Here is a 20,009-nt window from a genome sequence, read left to right on the forward strand (position 1 = left end):
TTCGCCAAGCTCAAAGACTGGCGGCGCATCGCAACCCGCTACGACCGATGCGCCCACACCTTCTTCTCAGCCATCTGCATCGCCGCAGCCGTCATCTTCTGGATCTGATCAATGAGTCCTGAGCCTAGCCGTAGAGCCCGAAGCGGATGTCGGCGACGAATGTCTCGCGCCGATCCTGTTCGATCTGCGCCTCATGCTCGCGTTGCTCCGCCAGTGCCTGGAACGGCGCTGCCGCGCTCTGCGGGAGGGTGTCCTGCGCTAGGCGCCGGATCGAAAATGTGGCGTTGGCAAAACCGGGACGAGTGCCGTAACTGGGGCATGGCCAAGCAGACATCAACCGCCGTTCCACGCTGGAAAAAGGCAGTTCCGGACCTCGGCGCTCAAAGGGAGTTGCGCCTGGACGCTCTCTACCGCGTGGCGGCGGCGGCGTTCCGACGAAACGGCTATCACGGCACCTCGCTCGTCGACATCGCGCGTGAGCTCGGCGTCTCCAAGCCGACACTCTATCATTACATCGCCAACAAGCAGGACCTCCTGTTCCAGTGCCATCTCGTCGCCGCGGATCAGGCGATTGCGGCGATCTGTGACGATCCCGCCCTGAGCGGGTTGGAGAAGGTGCGTCGCACGATCGCCAACTACATCGTGGCGATCATCGGCGAAGAAAGCGCGAGCGTCGTGATCCTCGAGGAGAAGTCGCTCGGCCCTGAGCAGCTCGATGTCGTCATAGCCAGGCGGGACATTTTCGACGGTCGCATCCAGGGACTGATCGAGGAGGGGCTTGCCGACGGCACGATCGCTCCCTGCGATGCGAAGCTGGCCCTGTTCTCGGCGCTCGGAGCGGCCAACTGGGTGACCAAATGGTATCGGCCGACCGGCCCGCTCAGCGTCGCCCAGATCGCTGAAGGCGTCGCCGACCTCGTCTGCTCCGGCCTTCGCGCACCGGTCGCCACGCAAGCCTGCGCCTGAGTTTTCGAACCGCGCTCCTGAGTTTTCGGCAGCCTCGAAGCGGGAGGCGGGTTGTCCTCATTTTTGCTTTTCGACTCTAGGGTCGAAAATGTGACTCAAGAGTTGACAGCCTCGGGGCGACCTCTTTAAGCCTGCTCCCAACGAGATTGGGTTCGGAGGGACCGCCTTGCTGACTGAGGCCACGGCAAAGCCGGGGAGCGATGGCGCACGCTGGCTCGCGCCTGGCGCGACGTTTGCGGAGCGCGGCATCTCTCACGATGCCGCCTATCAGGAGCCGCGGCTGCGGGCGGCGGGCGTTGCGCCCGCGCGCTATCAGGGCGCGAGCGAGGCTGGGCTTTTCGGCCTCGACTGCTTCGACTGCATGACGCATGCGGGCCTCGACATCGACGGCTATGTCTTCCTGTCGCAGAGCTACCGGCAGGTCGCGCCCGTCGCGCTTGGCGAGGCGCTGCGGATCAGCGGCCATGTCCGCCATCGCCAGACGATGCGTCGCGGCGTCCTCGTCGACGAAATCTATCGTTTCATCGACGCCAATGGCCGGGTCGTGCTCGAATCCGAGCTGACCGGCCTGCTGGCGGACGCGATCGGCGCGAGCGCCCCGTTCGGGCGCGCCGATGCGCCGGCTCTGCCGCGCCGGCAGGAATTGTCGCGCCAGGGCTGGGAGCTCCTCGCCGAAAAGCAGGTGACACCCGAGGATGTTCGCGTCTTCTCGCAGGATATCGGCAACGAGATCCATTTCGACGCTGACTTCGCGGCGCGTTACGGCTTCCAGGCGCCGCTGGCGCAGGGGATCATGTCGGCCGTCTGGCTGCTTTCCGCGCTCTCCGACGCGACGGGCACGCCGCCGGAAACCTTCCACGCCGAGATGCGCTATCTGCGCCCGGTCTTCTGGGATGCTGCCGCGACGCTCTGGGTCCGTCGTGACGATTCAGGCGCCGTCATCGCTGCCGAAAGCCGCAACGGCGAAGGCAAGGTGACGGCCGATCTGGTGCTGAGCTCGCCGCTGGCCCGCCTTGCTCGCGCCGGGGGGCAGACATGACGGCGATCCTTCTCCAATTGGTGATCTCCGGCCTGCTGCTCGGCGGCATCTACGCGCTCGTCTCGGTAGGCCTGACGCTGATTTTCGGCGTCTCGCGGATCAAGAACTTCGCGCATGGCGACCTCGTCATGGTCGGCATGTATGTGACCTACGCGCTGACCGTCGCGACCGGGCTCGACCCCTATCTGCTCGCTCCGGTCGTCGTGCTGCTGCTGTTCGGCTTCGGCCTGTTACTTTCCTTCGCGCTGATCCGGCCGATCCAGGGCGCGCCGCAGGTGGCACAGATCTTCGCGACCGTGGGTCTTGGCCTCGTGCTGCAGAACCTCGCACTCATGATGTACGGCGCCGACTTCCGTTCCACGCCCTCGATCATCTCCGGCAAGGTGCTGCGCTTTGCCGGCGTCGCCCTGCCGGCGTCCCTGCTGATCGCCTTCGTCGTGGCAATGGTCGTGATCGCAGGGCTCACCATTTTCCTCCGGCTCAGCCTGACGGGGAAGGCGATGCGGGCCATCGCGCAGGACCGCCGTGCCGCCTCGCTGATGAGCATCGACGTCAAGCGCATCGACATGCTGACCTTCGGTCTCGGTACCGCCTGCGCCGGTCTTGCCGGCGCCCTCCTGGCTCCGGTCTTTCCGGCCTTTCCGACGGTCGGCGTCAACCTCGTGCTGATCTGCTTCGTCGTCGTCATCCTCGGCGGCCTCGGCAGTGTCGAGGGCGCGCTGATCGGCGGGCTCCTGATCGGGCTGGTCGAGACGCTGAGCGGCTTCTTCCTCGGCTCGGCCATGAGCCAGATCGCCTATTTCCTCGTCTTCATCGCAGTGCTCTGCCTGCGGCCCGCCGGGCTGTTCGGCCAGCGTGGCGCCGAAACGCTGGGGAGCTGACGATGGGCCGGACTGTCGACCGTTTCGCCGCGCTGAGCCTGCTGCTGTTGGTGCTGCCGCTCTTCGCGCCGCTCTTCATCAGCGATTCCTACACGCTGCACTTCATCTGGAAGATCCTGTTCTGGGCGGCGCTCGCCAGCGCCTGGAACCTCGCCGGCGGCTATGCCGGCCAGTTCTCGCTCGGCCATGCCGCCTTCTTCGGGATCGGCGCCTACACCTCGGTGCTGCTCTATCTGAAGCTCGGCATCTCGCCCTGGATCGGCATGCTCGTCGGTGGGGCTCTCGCCGCAGGTTTCGCACTGCTGATCGGCGCGCTGACGCTGCGGCTGCGCGGGGCGTTCTTCGCGCTGGCGACGATCGCCTTCGCCGAGGTGCTGCGTATCGCGGTGGTGAACATGCGCGATCTGACCGGCGGCGCAGAAGGCCTGTCGATTCCCTTCGCGCCGGGGCTCGGCAACATGATGTTCTCTGGCCGGGCCGGCTCGGTCGTCCTGGTCGCGGCGCTCCTGCTCGCGATCGCGGTCGTGACCTTTATCGTCGAGCGCTCGCGCCTCGGCTACGCGCTCGCCGCGCTGAAGGAGGACGAGGAGGCGGCCGAGGCGCTCGGCGTCGACACGATCCGCGTCAAGCTGATCTCGATCGCACTGTCGGCCTTCGTCAGCGCACTCGGCGGCACGGCTTACGCCTTCTACATCCTACTGATCGAGCCCTCGACGGTGCTGAGCATCGGCATGTCCGTCGAGATGGCCCTGATGGCGATCATTGGCGGCATGGGAACGGTGCTCGGTCCGGCGATCGGCGCCCTGCTGATCGTTCCGCTCAGCGAGTACCTGCGCGCCGAATTCGCAGGCAGCTTCCAGGGGCTCTACCTGCTCGTCTACGGCGCGATCCTGATCCTGATGGTGATGTTCATGCCGAACGGCCTGATGAGCGTCGTGCGCGATCCGCGCGGAACCCTGCGCCGCCTGACGCTGCGGCGGCGCACCGAGCGGGGGAGGAAGGGCGATGCTTGAGGTCGACAACCTCTCCAAGCGCTTCGGCGGGCTGACGGCCGTCCGCGATATCAGCCTGTCGCTGGCCGAGGGCGAGATTCTCGGCCTGATCGGCCCGAACGGCGCCGGCAAGACCACCTTCTTCAACTGCGTCGCCGGGGCGATGGCGCCGAGTGCCGGGCGTGTGCGGATCGACGGCCGCGACGTGACCGGCCAGAAGGCGCACAAGCTCTGCCGCGCGGGGATCGGCCGCACCTACCAGATCGTCAAGCCCTTCGCCGGCCTGACCGTGCGCGACAATGTCATGGTCGGCGCGCTCAACCGTGCCGAGAGCCTCGCCGAGGCGCGCCGCTTCACCGAGGAGGCCCTGGAGATCACCGGGCTCGCGCCGATCGGCGACGATCTCGCCTCAAGCCTGCCTCTGCCGCGGCGCAAGCGCCTCGAGGTGGCGCGTGCCCTGGCGACGCGGCCGAAGGTGCTGCTGCTCGACGAGGTCATGGCGGGGCTCAACCCGTCCGAGGTCGATCGCGCCATCGCCCTCATCCGTGCCATCCGGGATTCGGGAATTTCCGTGCTCATCATCGAGCATCTGATGCGGGTGATCATGGCGGTCAGCGACCGCATCGTCGTCATGCATCACGGCGAGAAGCTCGCCGAGGGGAAGCCGGCCGAGGTGATGGCCGATCCGCGCGTCGTGAAGGCTTATCTGGGCGAGGGCTTCAATGCTTGAGGTCCGCAATCTCGATGCCTTCTATGGCGATGTGCAGGCGCTCTTCGGCGTCAACCTGCGCGTAGCGGAGGGCGAGACCGTCGCGGTGGTCGGCGCCAACGGCGCCGGCAAGACGACGCTGATCAACGCGCTTTCGGGCACGATCGAGCGCAGCGGCGATGTCCGCTTCGCCGGACGCGAGATCGACGGGACCGAGCCGCATCTCATCGCTGCTGCGGGGCTGGTCCAGGTTCCAGAAGGCCGGCGGCTCTTCCGCTTCATGACGGTGCGCGAGAACCTCGAGCTCGGGGCCTACGCGCCCGGCGCGCGCGCCGACAAGGCTGCCACGCTGGAACGCGTCTTCACGTTGATGCCGAAGCTCGCCGAGCGTTCCGGCCAGCTCGCCGGCTCGCTCAGCGGCGGCGAGCAGCAGATGTGCGCCATCGGGCGCGCGCTGATGGCAAAACCCCGGGCGCTAATGTTCGACGAGCCGACGCTCGGCCTCGCGCCGATCATGGTCGAGGTGGTGTTCCGCCTGCTCGACGAGATCAAGGCGAGCGGCATGACCATCCTGCTCGTCGAGCAGAACGTGAAGCAGGCGCTCGCCGCGTCGGACCGCGGCTACGTCATCGAGAACGGACGTGTCGTGCTGGAGGGGGCCGCCACGGCGCTGCTCGAGGATGCGCGCCTGAAGCAGGCCTATCTCGGCGGGTGACCGCGATCATTTGACCACAACGATAAAACGGGAGGAGAGCATGGTGAATTCGAGACGGACATTCCTGGCTGCCGCGCTTGCGGCCAGCCTCACTGCGGCCACGGGGGCCTCCGCGGCGGAAGACCTCAAGATCGGCGTGATGTTTCCGCTTTCGGGGCCAATGGCGCTGATCGGCAACGAGGCCTATCAGGCGGCCCAGGTCGCCCGCGACATGATCAACGAGCGCGGCGGTGTGAAGGGGCGCAAGATCGCCTTCGCCGTGGCCGATGCGCCTGGCCCGACGCAGGGCAATGCCGAGGCGACGCGCCTCATCGTGCGCGAGAAGGTTCCGCTCATCGCCGGCACCTACGCTTCCTCGATCGCGCTGGCGGCCAGCGAGGTCACGGAGCGCGAAGGCGTCCTTTACTGGGAGACGATCGCGGTCGCCGACAAGTTCACCCAGCGCAACTACAAGAACGCGATCCGCCTAACGTTCAACGCCTCGATGATGGGCGAGACCGCCGCCGACTTCTCCAAGGATCTCGCGGCCAAGCTCGGCAAGAAGCCGGAAGAGCTCAAGGTCGCGGTGATCTCCGAGGATTCCGAGTTCGGCCAGTCGGTCGGCGACGCCGCCGCCCGGCGCGTCAAGGCCAACGGCCAGAACCTCGTCGCCAACGAGCGCTACAGCCGTACCGTCACCGACCTGTCCTCGCTGGTGCTGTCGCTGAAGGCCAAGGCACCGGACGTCGTGATCGCGACCTCCTATCTGAATGACGGCGTGCTCTTCGTCCGTCAGGCACGCGAGCTCGACTTCAACATCGGCGCGCTGGTCGGCGTCGGCACCGGCTACGCCCTGCCGGACTTCCTCGCCGCCACCGGCGCCAACGCCGAAGGCATCTTCGATGTCGACGCTCCCGCAACGCCGAACGTCGCGAACCTGCCGCCGGCGACCCAGAAGCTCTATGGCGAGTTCATCGAGCGCTTCAAGACGCTGGCCAAGCGTGATCCCGGCCCGCTCGCCCTGATCTCCTTCGGCGGCTTCTGGACGCTCTTCAACGAGGTGCTGGCCAAGGCGCCCGACACCAAGATCGAGAGCCTGCGCAAGGCGGCCTATGCGGTCGACCTGCCGGACGGCTCGCTGCTGACCGGCGCCGGCGTCAAGTTGAAGCCGGAAGGCGACAAGGAGCAGGGCCAGAACACCCGCGCCCTGCTGTCGGTGATGCAGTGGCAGAACGGCAAGCTCGAGGTCGTCTGGCCGAAGAGCATCGCCGTCAAGGAGGCGGTCTCGGTTCCGCTGCCGGCCTGGTCCAAGCGCTGATAAGACAATGCGAACGAGCCGGGCACGGAAGCGCCCGGCTCACCTTGCAGAGGTAGACATGCAGACCCTCGTCGCGCAGTTGCGCTCGGCCGCGTCAAAGGCGCCGCAGGCTCGTATCCATGACGGCGCCCAGGCGCTCGGCTATGCGGAGCTCTACCAGCGCAGCCTGCGCGTCGCCGGAGGGCTGGCACGCCACGGGATCGGCGAGGGCGACCGGGTCGCGCTCTGGCTGCCCAATGGTCTGGCCTATCTCGATCTCGTCCACGCCTGCCATCATCTCGGCGCCATCGCGGTGGCGATCAACACCCGCTTTCGGACCGCGGAGGCGCAGTCCATCCTGCAGCGGACCGGCGCGCGCGTGCTGGCGATCGCACCGGGCTTCAAGGACATCGCCTTCCTCGACATGCTCGCCGGCATGGATCGCGCCGCGCTTTCGGAGCTGCGCCTGATCGTCGGCGATGGCGATGAGGCGCCTGGCGCGCTGCCCGGCGTCGCCAGCGTCGCACATCGCAGCCTGCTCGAGGCCGATCCCGTCGCTAGCCGCGCCGATCCCGAACTGCCGGGCGCCATCTTCGCGACCTCCGGCACCACGAGCGCGCCGAAATTCGCGCTGCACCGGCAGGGCAATATCGCCCGACACGGCGCGCGGATCGCCGCCGCCTTCGGATTCGACGCAGGCGATGCCCACCTGCTGCAGGCGGTGCCGTTCTGCGGCATCTGGGGCTTCAGCCAGTGGATGGGCACCGTCGCCGGTGCTGCGAGCTCTTCGCTCATCCCCTTTTTCGAGGCCCGCACGGCCGGGGAACTGATCCGTGCGCGCGGCATCACCCATCTCAGCGGCCCCGACGACCTGATCCAGCGGCTTTTCGCGGCATTTCCCGAGGAACGGCCGTTTCCGACGCTGCGCGAGGCGCTGATCTCGACCTTCAACCCGACGCTGGATGACTTCACGGCGGCGATCGACCGCCGCGGCCTGCGCATGGTCAACGGCTTCGGGATGAGCGAGATCTTCTCCTTCTTCTCGCGCCGGCAGCCCGACGATCCGCCGGAGCTGCGCCAGCGGCCGGGCGGCAGGCCGCTCGATCCGCAAGGGGAGCTGCGCGTCCGTTCGACCACGGGCGACGAACTGCTCGGGATCGGCGAGGTCGGCCGGCTCGAGGTCAAGGTCGACACCCTGTTCAGCGGCTATTTCGGCGATGCCGGCGCGACCGCCGCCGCCTTCACGGCCGACGGCTTCTTCCGCACCGGCGACCTCGCCGCTCTCGGTCCCGGCGGAACCTTCGATCTCGTCGGCCGCGACGGCGATTTCCTTCGCCTCGGCGGCTTCCTCGTCAATCCCGTCGAGATCGAGGATGCGCTGAAGCAGGATGCGCCCGGCTGCGAGGTCGTCGTCGTCGAGGCGGCGACCCCGCGCGGTAACAAGGCCGTCGCCTTCCTGCGTCCGGCGCCGGGTACGCAGCCGCCGGACATGGCGCGGCTCCTCGCGGAACTACGGGGGCGCATCGCCGATTTCAAGGTTCCCAGCCGCATCGTCGAGATCGACCAGTTCCCGGTCGCGATGGGGCCGAATGGCGAGAAAATTCAACGTCACCGCCTGCGCGCGATGGCGATGAGCCAGCTCGATGAGGGCTGATCCATGACCAGGCAGATGCAGAGAACAGCACAATGAGCGAGACCTTCACCGCGCTGATGATCGAAGACGAGGGCGGCAAGCCGAAGGCCTCGTTCCGCCAGATGGGCATTGGCGACCTGCCCGACCATGACGTGCTGGTCGAGGTCCACTATTCGACGCTGAACTACAAGGATGGGCTTGCAGTCTCCGGCAAGGGGCGTATCGCGCGCCGTCTGCCGATGGTTGCCGGCATCGACATCGCCGGCATCGTCAAGGAATCGCGTTCGCCGGACTGGAAGCCCGGCGACAAGGTCGTCGTCAATGGCTGGGGCCTCTCCGAAACCGAATGGGGCGGCTATGCACGCTACCAGCGCCTGAAGCCGGAATGGCTGACGCGTCTGCCGGACGGGTTCGACCTCGTCGAGGCGATGGCGATCGGCACGGCCGGCTATACCGCCGCCTTGTGCGTCGATGCGCTCGAGGATTGGGGGCAGATCCGTCCCGGCTCCGGCGAGGTGCTGGTGACGGGCGCGGCGGGCGGCGTCGGCTCGACCGCCATCGCCCTGCTGGCGGCGCGCGGCTATGCCGTCACGGCGGCGACCGGTCGTCCTGAGACCCACGACTATCTGCGCAGCCTCGGCGCCAGTGCCTTCGTCGATCGCGCGGTGCTCGCCGAGAAGGGCGCGCCGCTGCAGAAGGAGCGCTGGAGCGGCGCCGTCGACACTGTCGGCAGCCAGACGCTGGCGACCGTCCTGTCGCAGGCCCGCTATGGCGCGGCAGTCACCGCCTGCGGCCTGGCCGGCGGCGCCGACCTGCCGGCGACCGTCCTGCCGCATATCCTGCGCAGCGTCGCCCTGCTCGGCATCGACTCCGTCATGGCGCCGCATGCGAAGCGCGAGCGCGCCTGGGCCCGTCTGGCGCGCGACCTCGATCGCGACGCCCTGCGGGCCATCAGCCGCGTCGAGCCGATGTCGCTCCTGCCGGACCTCGCCGGGCAGATCGTCGCCGGCCAGATCCGCGGTCGCGTCGTGATCGACGTCTCGCGCTGACCCCGTCTCTCGGCTCGTTCCTCAAGACGAGCCGGTTTCCTGCCGACGGCGTGCGCCTAAAAAACGCAAAGCCCGGCCGAAGCCGGGCTTTCTTGGTGCTGCATCCGCCGGGCACGTCTCTTCGCGAAGCGGCCGGCGATCATGCCGTCAGTTCAAGCCGCTTTCCGCCAGGAACCGGCGCGCGACCTCTTCGATCGGGGTCTTGTCGACATCGACCTTGGCATTGAGTCCCTGCAAGACTTCATCGGAGAGCTTGCCGGAGAGCGCGTTGAGCGTCGCTTCGAGCGCCGGATTGGCCTTGAGCGCCTCGCTCCGCACGACCGGAACGGCGGCGTAGTTCGGGAAGAACTCCTTGTCGTCGGTCAGCACCCGGAACTTGAAGGCCTGGATGCGCCCGTCGGTTGCGAAGACAAGGGCCGCATCGACCTGGGAGTCGCGGAGCGCCTGGTAGGTCAGCCCGGAATCCATCGATTTCAGGTTGGCGCGGCCGGCCTTGAAGCCATAGGTCGTCTGGAGACCGGGCAGCCCGTCGGGGCGCCCGGAGAATTCGGCATTGACCGCGATGCTCAGCGGCTTCTTGGCGTTGAAGGCGGCCGCGAGGTCAGACAGCGTCTTGACCGAGGCCGTCTTGGGGTCGTCGGCGCGGACGGCGAGCGCGTAGGTGTTGTTGGCTGCCGAAGGCTGAAGCCAGGTCAGGCCGAGCTTGCCGTCGAGCTCCTTGACGCGCTCATAGGTGTCCTTGGCGCTCAGGCGCTCGCTGATCTTGTTGTAGGTGACCAGCGACGTGCCGGTATATTCCCAGTAGACGTCGATCTGGCCGCCGATCTGGGCATCGCGCAGGACCTGCGAGCCGAGGCCGTCGCGCTTGTCGACCTCGAAGCCCTTCTGCTTGAGCAATTGCGCGGTGACCTCAGCGAGCAGCAATTGCTCGGTGTAGTTCTTGCCCCCGACGACGATGGGTTTGGCCTGCACGGGCATCGCCCAGAGCGCCGTGAGCGCGGTGATGGCGAAGATGCGCGACGAAAGCTTCATGCCAGGTCTCCTTGAAGCTACTGCGGGAAAGGCCGGAGGGGTCAGCGCAGCGGGTTGACGCCTCGGGGAATGGTCCAGAACTGGAGCTGGGCCATGATGAAATCGATCAGCACCGCCAGCAGGGCGGTGGGGATGGCGCCGGCGAGCATGGTCCCGAACTCGTTCAGCGCGATGCCAGTGAAGATCAGTTCGCCGAGCCCGCCGCCGCCGATCAGGAAGGCCAGCGGCACGGTGCCGACATTGATCGCCAGAGCGGTGCGGACGCCGGTGTAGATCACGAACAGGCTGTTCGGCAGCTCGACCTGGAACAGCGTGTGGCGCGGAGAAAGCCCCATCCCGCGCGCCGCCTCGAGCAGATGCGGCGGCACGGCGCGCAAGCCCGCCATCGTGTTGCTGACGATCGGCAGCAAGGAGGCGACGAACAGCGCGAAGATCGCCGAACCGTTGCCTATGCCGAGCAGGCTCATCGACAGGGCCAGCACGGCGAGCGTCGGAATCGTCGCGCCGACATTGAGGACTTGCAACGCCATGTCGCCGAGCCGGCGAAAGCGCGGCCTCGTGAGGAGGACACCGAGCGGCACGCCGATCAGGATCGCGGCACCGCCCGACAGCGCCACCAGCTCGACATGCTGCCAGCCGAGAAAGGCGATGTCGTCCCACTTTTCGAGCAGGCCGGGCAGCAGACCGCCGGCCCAGGCCCAGGCTCCCAGCAGGAAGACGGCGAGATGGACTCCATTGCGGCGCAGCCTGGTCAGCATGGGCAGCGCGCCGTCAGCCATCCCGGTAGGTCTCCGAGAGCAGGCGCGTCATGCCGCGCAGGGTGACGTAGCCGACGAACATGCCGTCCTCGTCGACGCAGGCGAGCCAGGAGACGTCATGGCGGAACATGGTCGAGACCGCGGTGCGCAGATCCTCGTGCGGCCGGATCGTCGTCGGCAGGGTCTCGTGGTTCTCGCCCACCATGCCGCTGGCGCCGCGCGCCGCCTGGAGCGAGACGTAGCCGCGGGCCCGTCCGCGCGGGCCGACCATCACGATCGCCTGGTGCCCGTGCTCCTCCATCGTCGCGACAGCCTGCTTCAGGCTGTCGGCGGCCCTGACCCGCGGCGGGTCCGCCAGCATTGCGTCGCGCACCGTCAGCAATTGCAGGCGCTTCAGCGTCCGGTCGCCGCCGACGAAATCGGACACGAAGCTGCTGGCCGGGTGAGCAAGGATATTGTCGGGCGTGTCGTACTGGACGAGGCGCCCGTCTTTGAAGATCGCGATCCGGTCGGCCATCTTCACCGCCTCGTCGATGTCGTGGCTGACGAACAGGATGGTCTTGCGGATCTGTGCCTGCATCTTCAGGAACTCGTCCTGGATGATCACCCGGTTGATCGGGTCGATGGCGCCGAAGGGCTCGTCCATCAGCAGCACCGGCGGATCGGCGGCGATGGCGCGCAGCACGCCGATGCGCTGCTGCTGCCCGCCCGAAAGCTCCCGCGGATAGCGGTGTAGGAAGGCGCCGGGCTCGAGCGCGACCATGTCGAGCAGCTCCGCCGCCCGCTCACGCGATTTGCGCCGGTCCCAGCCGAGTATGTCGGGGACGATGCAGATATTGTCCTCGACGGTCTTGTTGGGGAACAGCCCGATCTGCTGGATGACGTAGCCGATGCTGCGCCGCAGCTGCGTGACGTCGCAATCGGCCGTGCTCCTTCCGTCGATCAGGATGTCGCCGGAACTCGGCTCGATCAGCCGGTTGACCATCTTCATCGTCGTCGTCTTGCCGCAGCCGGAGGGGCCGAGCAGGACGCAGATCTCGCCGGCGGGGACCTCGAGCGAGACACGGTCCACGGCCGGCATGGTGCTGCCGGCGAAGGTCTTGCTGACCTGGTGCAGTCTGATCATCTGGTCCTCAATCCCGGTGAGGTGAGCTTCCGCTGCAGCCACAGCAGGGAGAGGTCGGCGACGACGGCGAGCAGGCTGACGGCGAGCGCTCCGGTGATGAGCTGGCGCGGGTCGGTCTGGCTGATGCCACGGGAGATGAAGGTGCCGAGCCCGCCGGCGCCGATATAGGCGGCGATCGCCGTGACGCCGATATTCATCACCACCGCGAGCCGCACCCCGGTCATGATCACCGGCAACGCGAGCGGCAGCTCGACCTCCCGCAGCCGCTGGCCTCTGGTCAAACCCATGCCGCGCGCAGCTTCACGCAGGGACGGGTCAAGATTGCGGATCGCGGCGTACGTATTCCGGATAATCGGGAGCTGAGAGTAGAGTAATACCGCTATCACCGCCGGCAGATAACCAATTCCGTGGCCGACCAGCGACAGCAGCGGGATCATCATTCCGAACAGCGCGATCGACGGGATGGTGATCATCATCGACGCGACATAGAGCACGGCATCCGCCACGCGCCGGTTCTGGCTGATCGCGATGCCGATCGGCACGCCCGTGAGGATAGCCAGAGCGACCGCGACCCCGACGATGGCGACGTGCTCGCCGGTCCGGGTGACGATGAGCCCCCAGTTCGAAATGATGTAATTGAGAATGTCCATTGCGTTGCCGCGGCTTTTAGAGCAGCCTATCTGGCGTTGGCAACCCATTTGTGGAAATTTTATATGATATTTTGATAGTCATTGCTGAGAATGGCTATTCTCTGAATCTATATAATACGAAATATTTATTTCCATTATGACGAATGCATACCTTTTATGTTTCAAATTGAATTTCAGAATTCAGCTCGTAAACTCTTTGATGAAACCTTGCGACCTTTCATGTGTGGCGCGTCGCGGTGCGCGCTGTCGTGAAAGGCCGCCGATGAGAAGGACGTTCCATGTGTGGCTTCGTGTGCCTGTGGGAGATCGATGACCAGGACGGGGCGCTGATCGCAGCGATGCTTTCACGCCTTGGACATCGCGGCCCCGATGCGACCGAGATCGCCCGACTGGGCGGGGCTCCGGCCGTGATGGGCCATTGCCGGCTGTCGATCATCGGTCAGGAGAATGGCCGCCAGCCCATTCGAGCGGACGGAGAAATGCTTGTCGCCAATGGAGAGATCTATAATCATGAGGATCTGAGAGCGATCCTTGGCGCGGAACTCTTCGAAACGGCCAGCGACAGCGAAACTATTCTTCATCTGTCCCGCAGCGGCGCACAGCGTTGGGTCAGCCGGCTCGACGGCATGTTCGCCTTCGTGCTGGCCACGCCGGACCGGATCATCGCGGCGCGCGATCCGCTCGGGATCAAGCCGCTCTACATGGCCCAGCGCGGCAAGGGGCTGGCCTTCGCCTCCGAGCTCAAGGCCTTCGACGGCCTCGGCTTCGATGAGATCGGAGCGATCCCGCCGGGCTCGCTCTTCGACAGCCAGAGCGGGCTGAGGCAATGGTACCGGGTCCCGTCAGGAGCCGCCAAAGCCGAGCCGGGCCTCGACATCGATGGCGTGGCCGGCGAACTGCGGCTCAGCCTCGAAGAGGCGGTGGCCAAGTGGATGGTCGCCGAAGTCGAGGTCGGCTCGTTCCTGTCCGGCGGCCTCGACAGCTCGATCATCGCGGCGATCGCGCAGAAGATCAGGGCTGCCGCGGGGCATGGGCCGCTCAAGACCTTCGCCGTCGGCACGGCCGGCTCGTCCGACCTCGCCGCCGCGCGGCGCGTGGCAGAGCATATCGGCACCGACCACCATGAGTTCACCTTCACGGCGCAGGATATCGCCGAGAACCTGCCCCATGTGATCTACCATCTCGAAAGCGCCGATATCGACCTGGCCCGCAGCGCGATCCCGACGCTGTTCGCAGCCAGGCTGGCGCGTACCCAGGTCAAGGCGGTGCTGACCGGAGAGGGGGCCGACGAACTCTTTGCCGGTTACGCCTATCATCACGGCTATGTCGATGAGCCGCGCGCGCTCGCCGACGAGCTGACGCGCAGCCTTGGCACGATGCACAACATCAACCTGCAGCGGGTCGATCGCATGACCATGGCGGAATCGCTGGAGGCGCGGACGCCGTTCCTCGACCGCGACCTCATCGCCTTCGCCCAGTCCATCCCCGCGCAGCTCAAGCTGCGCCGGACCGACCCGGCGATCGCTGAATCGACCGGGCCGACCACCGAGAAATGGCTGCTGCGCAAGGCCTGCGCCGACCTGCTGCCGGACGATCTCGTCTGGCGCAAGAAGGCGCAGTTCGACGAAGGTTCGGGGACAGTGGATGCGCTGCAACAGGCCCTGCGGATCCTGATCGGAGCCAAAGGCGGGGTCGATCGGCAACGCGAGGGCGCATTGTACCGCGAGATCCTGCGCAGCCGATTCAGCGATCCCGGCATGATCCTGAGTCAGGCCGGGCAGTGGAACGCCAACCGCATCGCCGCCTGACGCCCCACGCAGCCTTGGCAAGAGCGCCGCGTGCCCGTTGCCGACCGGGGGCGTCGACAAGGCTCGGGTTCATCGACGGCGGAAGGAAGGACACGCACACCTGTGGCGGCATTGCAGCGTCAATCAGGTCGCCTTCCTTCTCGTCGGCTCCGCCGCTTCCAACTCTGGCCAGGGGCGGACCACCGCTCCTGGTCCGCGGCTGCGCGGGGGGCATGGCTGAAGCAGCGCACGCAGCGGCGGCCAACGGCGATCCATCGTGCTCGCGCGTCGTCTGCGCGGGTGGGGTCACGGCTCTTCGTCGGTCGTGAGCGGGCGCGCGCCTGCGGAGAATGCGCCGCGCAGGAAGCCACGCGAGACGGAGCGATCGGCATCCGCCAGCAGCATGTGGAAATCATGCAGCAGCGCCCGAAGCGCTGCCCTCTCGCTGCCGTGCTCTTCGACGAGCTCGACGAGCTCCCATTCCAGATCGCCGCTCTCCAGCGCCGTCTGCGGCTCGGTTGTTGGCATCGTCCTCACTCGCGTTGATGAGAACATTAAGGGAACATAATAGTGCGGAGAGTCAAGCAAACGCCAATGCCCTGCCGGGCGGGTTTGCAGGAGGGCTGAGCGCGCCGGCTGTCCGTGTCTGGACGGGATCGCGAGCTTTCCGCGAGAGCCGGTATTTCAGGAGGCCGCTCGAAGAAGCCGGCCAGGATCAACGGCGCGCCCGGGCAGTCGAGCGAGGATCATGGAACTGTTGCAGCCGCCGGCCGTTCGATTTTCGTGGAGATCAACGTCCGCCGGATCCCGGCTTGAAAAGGATACTGCATGGATCATGTTCTTTTGGCGGAGAATGATGGGAAGCGCGTCTTCGCCCTTGTCCTCGACGCTGGTGACGAAGCCTTTGCCTGCATCACCCGTTTCGCCACTGAGCAGGGGCTCACGGCTGCATCGCTCACTGCGATCGGGGCATTCGAAACCGCGATCGTCGGCTTTTTCGACTCCGCAGCGAAAACCTATATCGAGATCGCAGTGGATGTGCAGGCCGAGGTGCTGAGCCTGATCGGGGACATTGCCGAAGGTGATGACGGCCGTGCCAGCCTGCATGCTCATGCGGTGCTCGGCTTGCGGGACGGCAGCACCAGGGGCGGCCATCTGCTGAAAGGCATCGTCCGGCCGACGCTCGAGGTGGTCCTGACCGAAACACCCGGCCATTTGCGCCGCCAGCAGGTCCGGGAGCTCGGCATCGCCTTGCTCCGCCCGCAATCGCAGTAGCCGGCCTCGCTTCCCGCGAGACCGGCCACATGAGCGCTATCGCCGTGCCTCCACGGCCGGCTTCCGGTGAGCTGTCCGCGGCACCAGGCACCTTAGATGGCCGAGGGCCTGAAGCGACACCTGGGCAGCAGGGCGGCGGTCTCGCCTTCTCAGGAAGCAAGGCTCACGCATTGGCGCGTCGGCCGCTGCTGTCGGCTAGGAAGGCGGCCTGGTCACCGGGGCGCGGAACGGCTGAGATAGTCGAAGGCCGACAGGACATGCGTGCGCACGACATGGAGGAACTCCTCGATGTCGACATGCTCGTCATGCGAGCCCATGCCGTGTGGATAGGGGCCATAGACATAGGCGGGGACACCACGGTGCCGCCAGAGCCGCGCATCGGTTCCGCCCAGGCTGACGATCGGCTGCGGGCGCGGCCGGCCGGCCTCCTCGACGTTCTTCTGGATGATCGCCACCATCTCGTGGTCTGGGTCGCACCAGGACGGCTCGTCGCCGCCGACGACTTCCCAACTCGCCTGCGGGTAGCGCGCGGCGATCTCGGCGATCTTCGACAGGAGATCGTCCTTGCTCATCCCGACCGGCAGGCGGAAATCGGCCTGGAAGGTGCAGTGCGACGGGATCATGTTGACCTTCTCGCCGCCCTGGATCGTGCCGATGTTCAGCGTGACCCGGTTGACCAGCGCGCCGGCTCCCTCGCCCATCATCCGGTCCATCACCGGCCGGCTCTGTTCGACGGCGCGCTGCAGATTGTGCGACATCGGCGCCTCGATCTCGGTCAGGCTCTCGAGCTCCGTCGCGAGGCGCATGGCGAGCTTGGTCGCGCTGTCGGTCGCGTGCACATAGGCGCCGTGCGCGCCCTTGGCCCGCAGGGTGAAGGCGATCCAGAGCGGGCCGCGCTCGCCGAAGCGGATCGATTCCGGGCCGCCCGGCTCGCCGTTCAGCAGGCAGTCGCCATGCACTTCCGGGTGGTGCTCCATCAGGTAGCGCGCGCCCCAGGGGCCGAAGGTCTCCTCGTCCGAGACGCAGGTCAGGGTCAGCCGCCCGCCCAAGCTCTCGCGCAGGCGGTGCAGCATGGCGTAGGTCACGATCGATGCGGTCGTGCCCGGCTTCATGTCGCAGGCGCCGCGCCCGTAAATCTTGCCGTCGGCGATCTCGGCGCCCCACGGATCCTTCGTCCAACCTGCGAGGTCCGGAGCGACCGGGAAGACGTCGAGATGGCCGTTCAGCACGAGATGCCGGCCGGGATTGCCGCCCTCGAAACTGGCGACGATATTCGGCATCTCGGGATGCGGGGAGATGATGCGGTGGTCGAGGCCACGGCCGTTGAGATAAGCGCGTACGACATCCGCGGTCGAGCGCGTATCTCCCGGCGGGTTCGGTCCGCGCTCCCGTAGCAGGGCACGCAGCAGGTCGATGATCTCGTCGCGCTCCGCGTCGAGCCACTCCAGCAGCCTGCGCCGCTCATCTGCCATCGTCGTCATGGTCGTGTCCTCGTCGAAAACGCTGGGGAGCAATGCGGCCGGCTCCAATCATGACCGGCCGGGCCAAAGGCACGCGGAAACGTGCGTTCGTTCAGGAGGCCACCCGGTCGATCTGGTCGCGCAGCCGGTACCAGGCCAGCATCATCGGCAGGAACCAGGGCCGGCCGTCATAGAGCGGCGCGGTCGGAAAGGGCAGGTTGGCGAAGGCGCTCGGTTCGTTGGCCGCGCCGGCGATGGCCCGGGCGGCCTGGAAGCCGAGCCAGCTTTGCATCGCGACGCCGTTGCCCTGGCAGCCCAGCGCGTAGTGTACCCCCTCATGGCTGCCCAGATGCGGCCGAAAGTCGAAGGTGAAGGCGACATTGCCGTTCCAGCTGTGGCTGACCCGCACGTCGCGAAGCTGCGGCCAGACTGTCGTCATGACGGCGTGGAGGCGCCGCGCGCTCTCGCGCGGGTCCATGGCGGCGGTTCCGACGCGGCCGCCCCAGAGCACGCGCCTTCCGTCCGGCGACAGGCGGAAATAGCTGAGCACCCGGCGGGTGTCGGCCAGCATCCGTCGATTGGGAACCAACTCGGCGGCGAGGCCGTCCGGCAGCGGCTCGGTCGCGATCAGGAAGCTCGCCACCGGCACGACCCTGCGCCGCATCCATGGCGTGGCTTCGCCGGTATAGCCATTGGTCGCCACCATGACCTTCTGCGCGGTGATCGCGCCGGCACTGGTCTCGAGGCGCCAGCCATCGGCGCTGCGGCTCATCCGCTGCACCTTGGTGCGGTCGACTAGCTTCGCCCCAGCGCGACGTGCGGCTTCCGCGAGGCCGCGAACGTACTTGGCGGGGTGGAGGCCGCCGGCGGCCTCGACGAACTGGCCGCCGCGATAATGATCGCTGCCGATCTCCTCCCGCTGCCGCTCGCGCGGCACCATCTCGCAGCGGGCGCCGGTCAGGGCGGCGATGCGGTCGCTGTTGGCGGCGAGGTGGTCGTAATGCTTGCGCGAATAGGCGGCGACGAAGCGGCCGGTCTTCTCGAAGTCGCAGTCGATCTGTTCCCGGGCGATCACGTCCTCCAGAAACTGGAGGGTTCCTATTGCTTCGGCGGTCAGGCGGTCGGCGCGTTCCTTGCCGAGCTCGCGGGAGAAATCGCTGAGCGCCAGCTTCACGCCGCCGGTGACCAACCCGCCATTGCGCGAGCTGGCGTTGAAGCCGATCTCGTCGGCCTCGATCACCACGGCCTCGACGCCCTGCCGCCTGAGTTCAAGCGCGCAGGACAGACCGGTATAGCCGCCGCCGATGATCGCGACATCCGCGCGTTCCGGCAGGGCGCCGTCCGCTTCCTTCACCGGGTGGGCCGCATCCCACCAATAGGGATGCGGCAGGAAATCGGGCGTGAACAGGTCGTTCGCAGGCATGGTTTCTCACCTGGAGACAGGAGGGCGTCCGAAGCAGCCGGCCGCGAAGGATCAGGTCGTGACCACGTATTCCGGCTGGATGCGGCTCAGCACCTCGGCGGACCCTTCGGTCGTCAGGATCGTGTAGCCGAGCGACATCGCGAGGTTGTTGGGCGCATCGATCAGGATGGCGTGCAGGAACAGGATCATGCCGGGCGCGACCGGCATCTCATTGCCGGAATAGATCATCGGCGGGACGTCCATCCAGGATGGCCGATAGGTTGCGCCGAGCGAGTAGCCGCAAGCCGACATGCGCGAGCCGCCGAAGCCCTCCTTGTCGAAGACGCGGCGATGGGCGTCGTCGATCATGCCGATCGTGTTGCCCGGCCGGGCGGCTTCGGTCATGGCCGTGATCGCCTCGTGCGTCACCGCGAACATGCGCTGCTGCAGCGGCTGGGCGCGGCCGATCGCGATTGTCCGCATCAGGCAGGCACAATAGCGGCGATAGCTCGCGGCGTGCTCGATCGTCAGCTGGTCCTCGCCGTCGAGCGTCCGGAAGCCGGTGGCACTCCTGACGAGCAAGGCGCGATCGCCTGATCCGAGCACGGGGCCGGAAGGCGGCGGATCGCCGCCGCCTGCCAGGATCGGGACCGAGCCCGCCGCGGCGATGTCGCCCTCGAAGCTGCCCGGGCGCGCCTTCTCGATCATTGCGACGAGCGAGTCGTCGGCGAGTTCGGCGGCACGCCTGACATAGGCGATTTCCGCCGCCGACTTCACGACGCGCAGGCCGCGGACGAGGTTGGACGCGTCGACCAGCGTGCACCAGGGGGACAGGCGGTTATGCACGAGGGCGTAATTGTCGGCCGTCAGGCCGAAGGTGCGCATCTCGATGCCGACCCGGGCGCCCTTCAGGCCCTTCTCCTCCAGGATCGCCATCAGCTCGCGCGACGGGTCCATGCCGGGCGCATCGTACCAGAGCCTGATGTCCTCGAAGGTCGAGGTCCGCCGCGCCTGTTCCAGGTCCGGCCGGCGCGTCAGCAGCGTCATCGGCCGCTCATCCGCCGTCAGCACCGCGCACTGGAAGAAGACGAAGCCGCTCGTGTCGAAACCGGTGAGGTAATAGGTGCTCTCCTGGGCGAAGAGCAGCAGGGCATCGAGCCCTTCGCGTCGCATCGCGACCCGCGCATTGGCGACACGCTGATCGAATTCGGCTCTCTCGAAATGCAGCACCACGTCAAATCTCCTTCGGCGACCTTGAG

At 66.9% G+C, this 20,009-nt stretch carries 20 protein-coding genes and 1 pseudogene; 12 read left to right on the forward strand and 9 right to left on the reverse strand.

The window, feature by feature from the left end:
- Positions 1–108, forward strand: a pseudogene (locus RKE40_RS10170) (IS5/IS1182 family transposase); the annotation flags it as partial.
- Positions 109–124: 16 nt separating this feature from the next.
- On the opposite strand, the gene RKE40_RS10175 reads toward RKE40_RS10170, so the two are convergent.
- Positions 125–334: a hypothetical protein gene (locus RKE40_RS10175; RefSeq protein WP_316018123.1), complete on the reverse strand. Its 210-nt coding sequence runs from the start codon at positions 332–334 to the stop codon at positions 125–127.
- Between the two features lie 56 nt (positions 335–390).
- Between RKE40_RS10175 and RKE40_RS10180 the strand changes: the two genes are divergently transcribed.
- From RKE40_RS10180 to RKE40_RS10220, 9 genes are all read left to right on the forward strand, one after another.
- Positions 391–966: a TetR/AcrR family transcriptional regulator gene (locus RKE40_RS10180; RefSeq protein WP_316018124.1), complete on the forward strand. Its 576-nt coding sequence runs from the start codon at positions 391–393 to the stop codon at positions 964–966.
- Positions 967–1,132: 166 nt separating this feature from the next.
- Positions 1,133–2,005 (forward strand): hypothetical protein, encoded by an 873-nt coding sequence (locus RKE40_RS10185; RefSeq protein WP_316018125.1) that lies wholly within the window; start codon positions 1,133–1,135, stop codon positions 2,003–2,005.
- The gene (locus RKE40_RS10190; RefSeq protein WP_316018126.1) at positions 2,002–2,886 is read left to right on the forward strand and encodes a branched-chain amino acid ABC transporter permease; all 885 of its coding nucleotides are present in this window, start codon (positions 2,002–2,004) and stop codon (positions 2,884–2,886) included. Before RKE40_RS10185 ends, RKE40_RS10190 begins: the two co-directional genes overlap by 4 nt.
- A gap of 2 nt (positions 2,887–2,888) precedes the next feature.
- Complete coding sequence (locus tag RKE40_RS10195; RefSeq protein ID WP_316018127.1) at positions 2,889–3,899, forward strand: branched-chain amino acid ABC transporter permease; 1,011 nt, start codon at positions 2,889–2,891, stop codon at positions 3,897–3,899.
- The gene (locus RKE40_RS10200) at positions 3,892–4,608 is read left to right on the forward strand and encodes an ABC transporter ATP-binding protein (RefSeq protein WP_316018128.1); all 717 of its coding nucleotides are present in this window, start codon (positions 3,892–3,894) and stop codon (positions 4,606–4,608) included. The genes RKE40_RS10195 and RKE40_RS10200 overlap by 8 nt, the downstream gene beginning before the upstream one ends.
- Positions 4,601–5,302: an ABC transporter ATP-binding protein gene (locus RKE40_RS10205; protein WP_316018129.1), complete on the forward strand. Its 702-nt coding sequence runs from the start codon at positions 4,601–4,603 to the stop codon at positions 5,300–5,302. Before RKE40_RS10200 ends, RKE40_RS10205 begins: the two co-directional genes overlap by 8 nt.
- 40 nt (positions 5,303–5,342) lie before the next feature.
- Positions 5,343–6,599, forward strand: coding sequence for an ABC transporter substrate-binding protein (locus tag RKE40_RS10210; RefSeq protein ID WP_316018130.1), 1,257 nt, complete (start codon positions 5,343–5,345; stop codon positions 6,597–6,599).
- A gap of 58 nt (positions 6,600–6,657) precedes the next feature.
- Positions 6,658–8,232, forward strand: a complete 1,575-nt coding sequence (locus tag RKE40_RS10215) for an AMP-binding protein (protein WP_316018131.1) — start codon at positions 6,658–6,660, stop codon at positions 8,230–8,232.
- 32 nt (positions 8,233–8,264) lie between these two features.
- Positions 8,265–9,260, forward strand: a complete 996-nt coding sequence (locus RKE40_RS10220; RefSeq protein ID WP_316018132.1) for an MDR family oxidoreductase — start codon at positions 8,265–8,267, stop codon at positions 9,258–9,260.
- Positions 9,261–9,407: 147 nt separating this feature from the next.
- On the opposite strand, the gene RKE40_RS10225 is transcribed toward RKE40_RS10220, so the two are convergent.
- The 4 genes from RKE40_RS10225 to RKE40_RS10240 are packed head-to-tail and all read right to left on the reverse strand — an operon-like array spanning position 9,408 to position 12,826.
- Positions 9,408–10,292, reverse strand: a complete 885-nt coding sequence (locus RKE40_RS10225) for a glycine betaine ABC transporter substrate-binding protein (protein WP_316018133.1) — start codon at positions 10,290–10,292, stop codon at positions 9,408–9,410.
- A 41-nt stretch (positions 10,293–10,333) separates the two neighbouring features.
- Positions 10,334–11,071, reverse strand: coding sequence for an ABC transporter permease (locus tag RKE40_RS10230; RefSeq protein WP_316018134.1), 738 nt, complete (start codon positions 11,069–11,071; stop codon positions 10,334–10,336).
- A complete protein-coding gene (locus RKE40_RS10235) occupies positions 11,064–12,176 on the reverse strand; it encodes an ABC transporter ATP-binding protein (protein ID WP_316018135.1) in 1,113 nt (370 codons plus the stop codon). The genes RKE40_RS10230 and RKE40_RS10235 overlap by 8 nt, the downstream gene beginning before the upstream one ends.
- A complete protein-coding gene (locus tag RKE40_RS10240; RefSeq protein ID WP_316018136.1) occupies positions 12,173–12,826 on the reverse strand; it encodes an ABC transporter permease in 654 nt (217 codons plus the stop codon). The genes RKE40_RS10235 and RKE40_RS10240 overlap by 4 nt, the downstream gene beginning before the upstream one ends.
- A gap of 278 nt (positions 12,827–13,104) precedes the next feature.
- Here RKE40_RS10240 and asnB point away from each other — a divergent pair, with 278 nt between their 5' ends.
- Complete coding sequence (asnB, locus tag RKE40_RS10245) at positions 13,105–14,634, forward strand: asparagine synthase (glutamine-hydrolyzing) (RefSeq protein WP_316018137.1); 1,530 nt, start codon at positions 13,105–13,107, stop codon at positions 14,632–14,634.
- A 285-nt stretch (positions 14,635–14,919) separates the two neighbouring features.
- On the opposite strand, the gene RKE40_RS10250 is transcribed toward asnB, so the two are convergent.
- A complete protein-coding gene (locus tag RKE40_RS10250) occupies positions 14,920–15,141 on the reverse strand; it encodes a hypothetical protein (RefSeq protein WP_316018138.1) in 222 nt (73 codons plus the stop codon).
- A 300-nt stretch (positions 15,142–15,441) separates the two neighbouring features.
- Here RKE40_RS10250 and RKE40_RS10255 point away from each other — a divergent pair, with 300 nt between their 5' ends.
- The gene (locus RKE40_RS10255) at positions 15,442–15,888 is read left to right on the forward strand and encodes a PPC domain-containing DNA-binding protein (protein WP_316018139.1); all 447 of its coding nucleotides are present in this window, start codon (positions 15,442–15,444) and stop codon (positions 15,886–15,888) included.
- Positions 15,889–16,100: 212 nt separating this feature from the next.
- Here the strand turns inward: RKE40_RS10255 and RKE40_RS10260 are convergent, their stop codons facing one another.
- The 3 genes from RKE40_RS10260 to RKE40_RS10270 all read right to left on the reverse strand — a co-directional run bounded on the left by RKE40_RS10260 (position 16,101) and on the right by RKE40_RS10270 (position 19,983).
- Entirely contained in the window at positions 16,101–17,369 is a 1,269-nt protein-coding gene (locus tag RKE40_RS10260) for a M20/M25/M40 family metallo-hydrolase (RefSeq protein WP_316018140.1), read from the reverse strand.
- A 91-nt stretch (positions 17,370–17,460) separates the two neighbouring features.
- The gene (locus tag RKE40_RS10265) at positions 17,461–18,771 is read right to left on the reverse strand and encodes an NAD(P)/FAD-dependent oxidoreductase (protein WP_316018141.1); all 1,311 of its coding nucleotides are present in this window, start codon (positions 18,769–18,771) and stop codon (positions 17,461–17,463) included.
- 51 nt (positions 18,772–18,822) lie between these two features.
- Positions 18,823–19,983: a M24 family metallopeptidase gene (locus tag RKE40_RS10270; RefSeq protein ID WP_316018142.1), complete on the reverse strand. Its 1,161-nt coding sequence runs from the start codon at positions 19,981–19,983 to the stop codon at positions 18,823–18,825.
- Positions 19,984–20,009 lie beyond the last annotated feature (26 nt).

This window comes from Allobosea rubneri, assembly GCF_032464875.1.
Taxonomy (GTDB): Bacteria; Pseudomonadota; Alphaproteobacteria; order Rhizobiales; family Beijerinckiaceae; genus Allobosea; species Allobosea rubneri.

Coding starts and splice junctions, on each gene's coding strand:
- RKE40_RS10250 (WP_316018138.1), bottom strand. CDS start 15,141: ATGCCAACAACCGAGCCGCAGACGGCGCTGGAGAGCGGCGATCTGGAA.
- asnB (WP_316018137.1), top strand. CDS start 13,105: ATGTGTGGCTTCGTGTGCCTGTGGGAGATCGATGACCAGGACGGGGCG.
- RKE40_RS10260 (WP_316018140.1), bottom strand. CDS start 17,369: ATGACGACGATGGCAGATGAGCGGCGCAGGCTGCTGGAGTGGCTCGAC.
- RKE40_RS10265 (WP_316018141.1), bottom strand. CDS start 18,771: ATGCCTGCGAACGACCTGTTCACGCCCGATTTCCTGCCGCATCCCTAT.
- RKE40_RS10225 (WP_316018133.1), bottom strand. CDS start 10,292: ATGAAGCTTTCGTCGCGCATCTTCGCCATCACCGCGCTCACGGCGCTC.
- RKE40_RS10190 (WP_316018126.1), top strand. CDS start 2,002: ATGACGGCGATCCTTCTCCAATTGGTGATCTCCGGCCTGCTGCTCGGC.
- RKE40_RS10255 (WP_316018139.1), top strand. CDS start 15,442: ATGGATCATGTTCTTTTGGCGGAGAATGATGGGAAGCGCGTCTTCGCC.
- RKE40_RS10195 (WP_316018127.1), top strand. CDS start 2,889: ATGGGCCGGACTGTCGACCGTTTCGCCGCGCTGAGCCTGCTGCTGTTG.
- RKE40_RS10205 (WP_316018129.1), top strand. CDS start 4,601: ATGCTTGAGGTCCGCAATCTCGATGCCTTCTATGGCGATGTGCAGGCG.
- RKE40_RS10210 (WP_316018130.1), top strand. CDS start 5,343: ATGGTGAATTCGAGACGGACATTCCTGGCTGCCGCGCTTGCGGCCAGC.
- RKE40_RS10200 (WP_316018128.1), top strand. CDS start 3,892: ATGCTTGAGGTCGACAACCTCTCCAAGCGCTTCGGCGGGCTGACGGCC.
- RKE40_RS10240 (WP_316018136.1), bottom strand. CDS start 12,826: ATGGACATTCTCAATTACATCATTTCGAACTGGGGGCTCATCGTCACC.
- RKE40_RS10235 (WP_316018135.1), bottom strand. CDS start 12,176: ATGATCAGACTGCACCAGGTCAGCAAGACCTTCGCCGGCAGCACCATG.
- RKE40_RS10175 (WP_316018123.1), bottom strand. CDS start 334: ATGTCTGCTTGGCCATGCCCCAGTTACGGCACTCGTCCCGGTTTTGCC.
- RKE40_RS10215 (WP_316018131.1), top strand. CDS start 6,658: ATGCAGACCCTCGTCGCGCAGTTGCGCTCGGCCGCGTCAAAGGCGCCG.
- RKE40_RS10230 (WP_316018134.1), bottom strand. CDS start 11,071: ATGGCTGACGGCGCGCTGCCCATGCTGACCAGGCTGCGCCGCAATGGA.
- RKE40_RS10220 (WP_316018132.1), top strand. CDS start 8,265: ATGAGCGAGACCTTCACCGCGCTGATGATCGAAGACGAGGGCGGCAAG.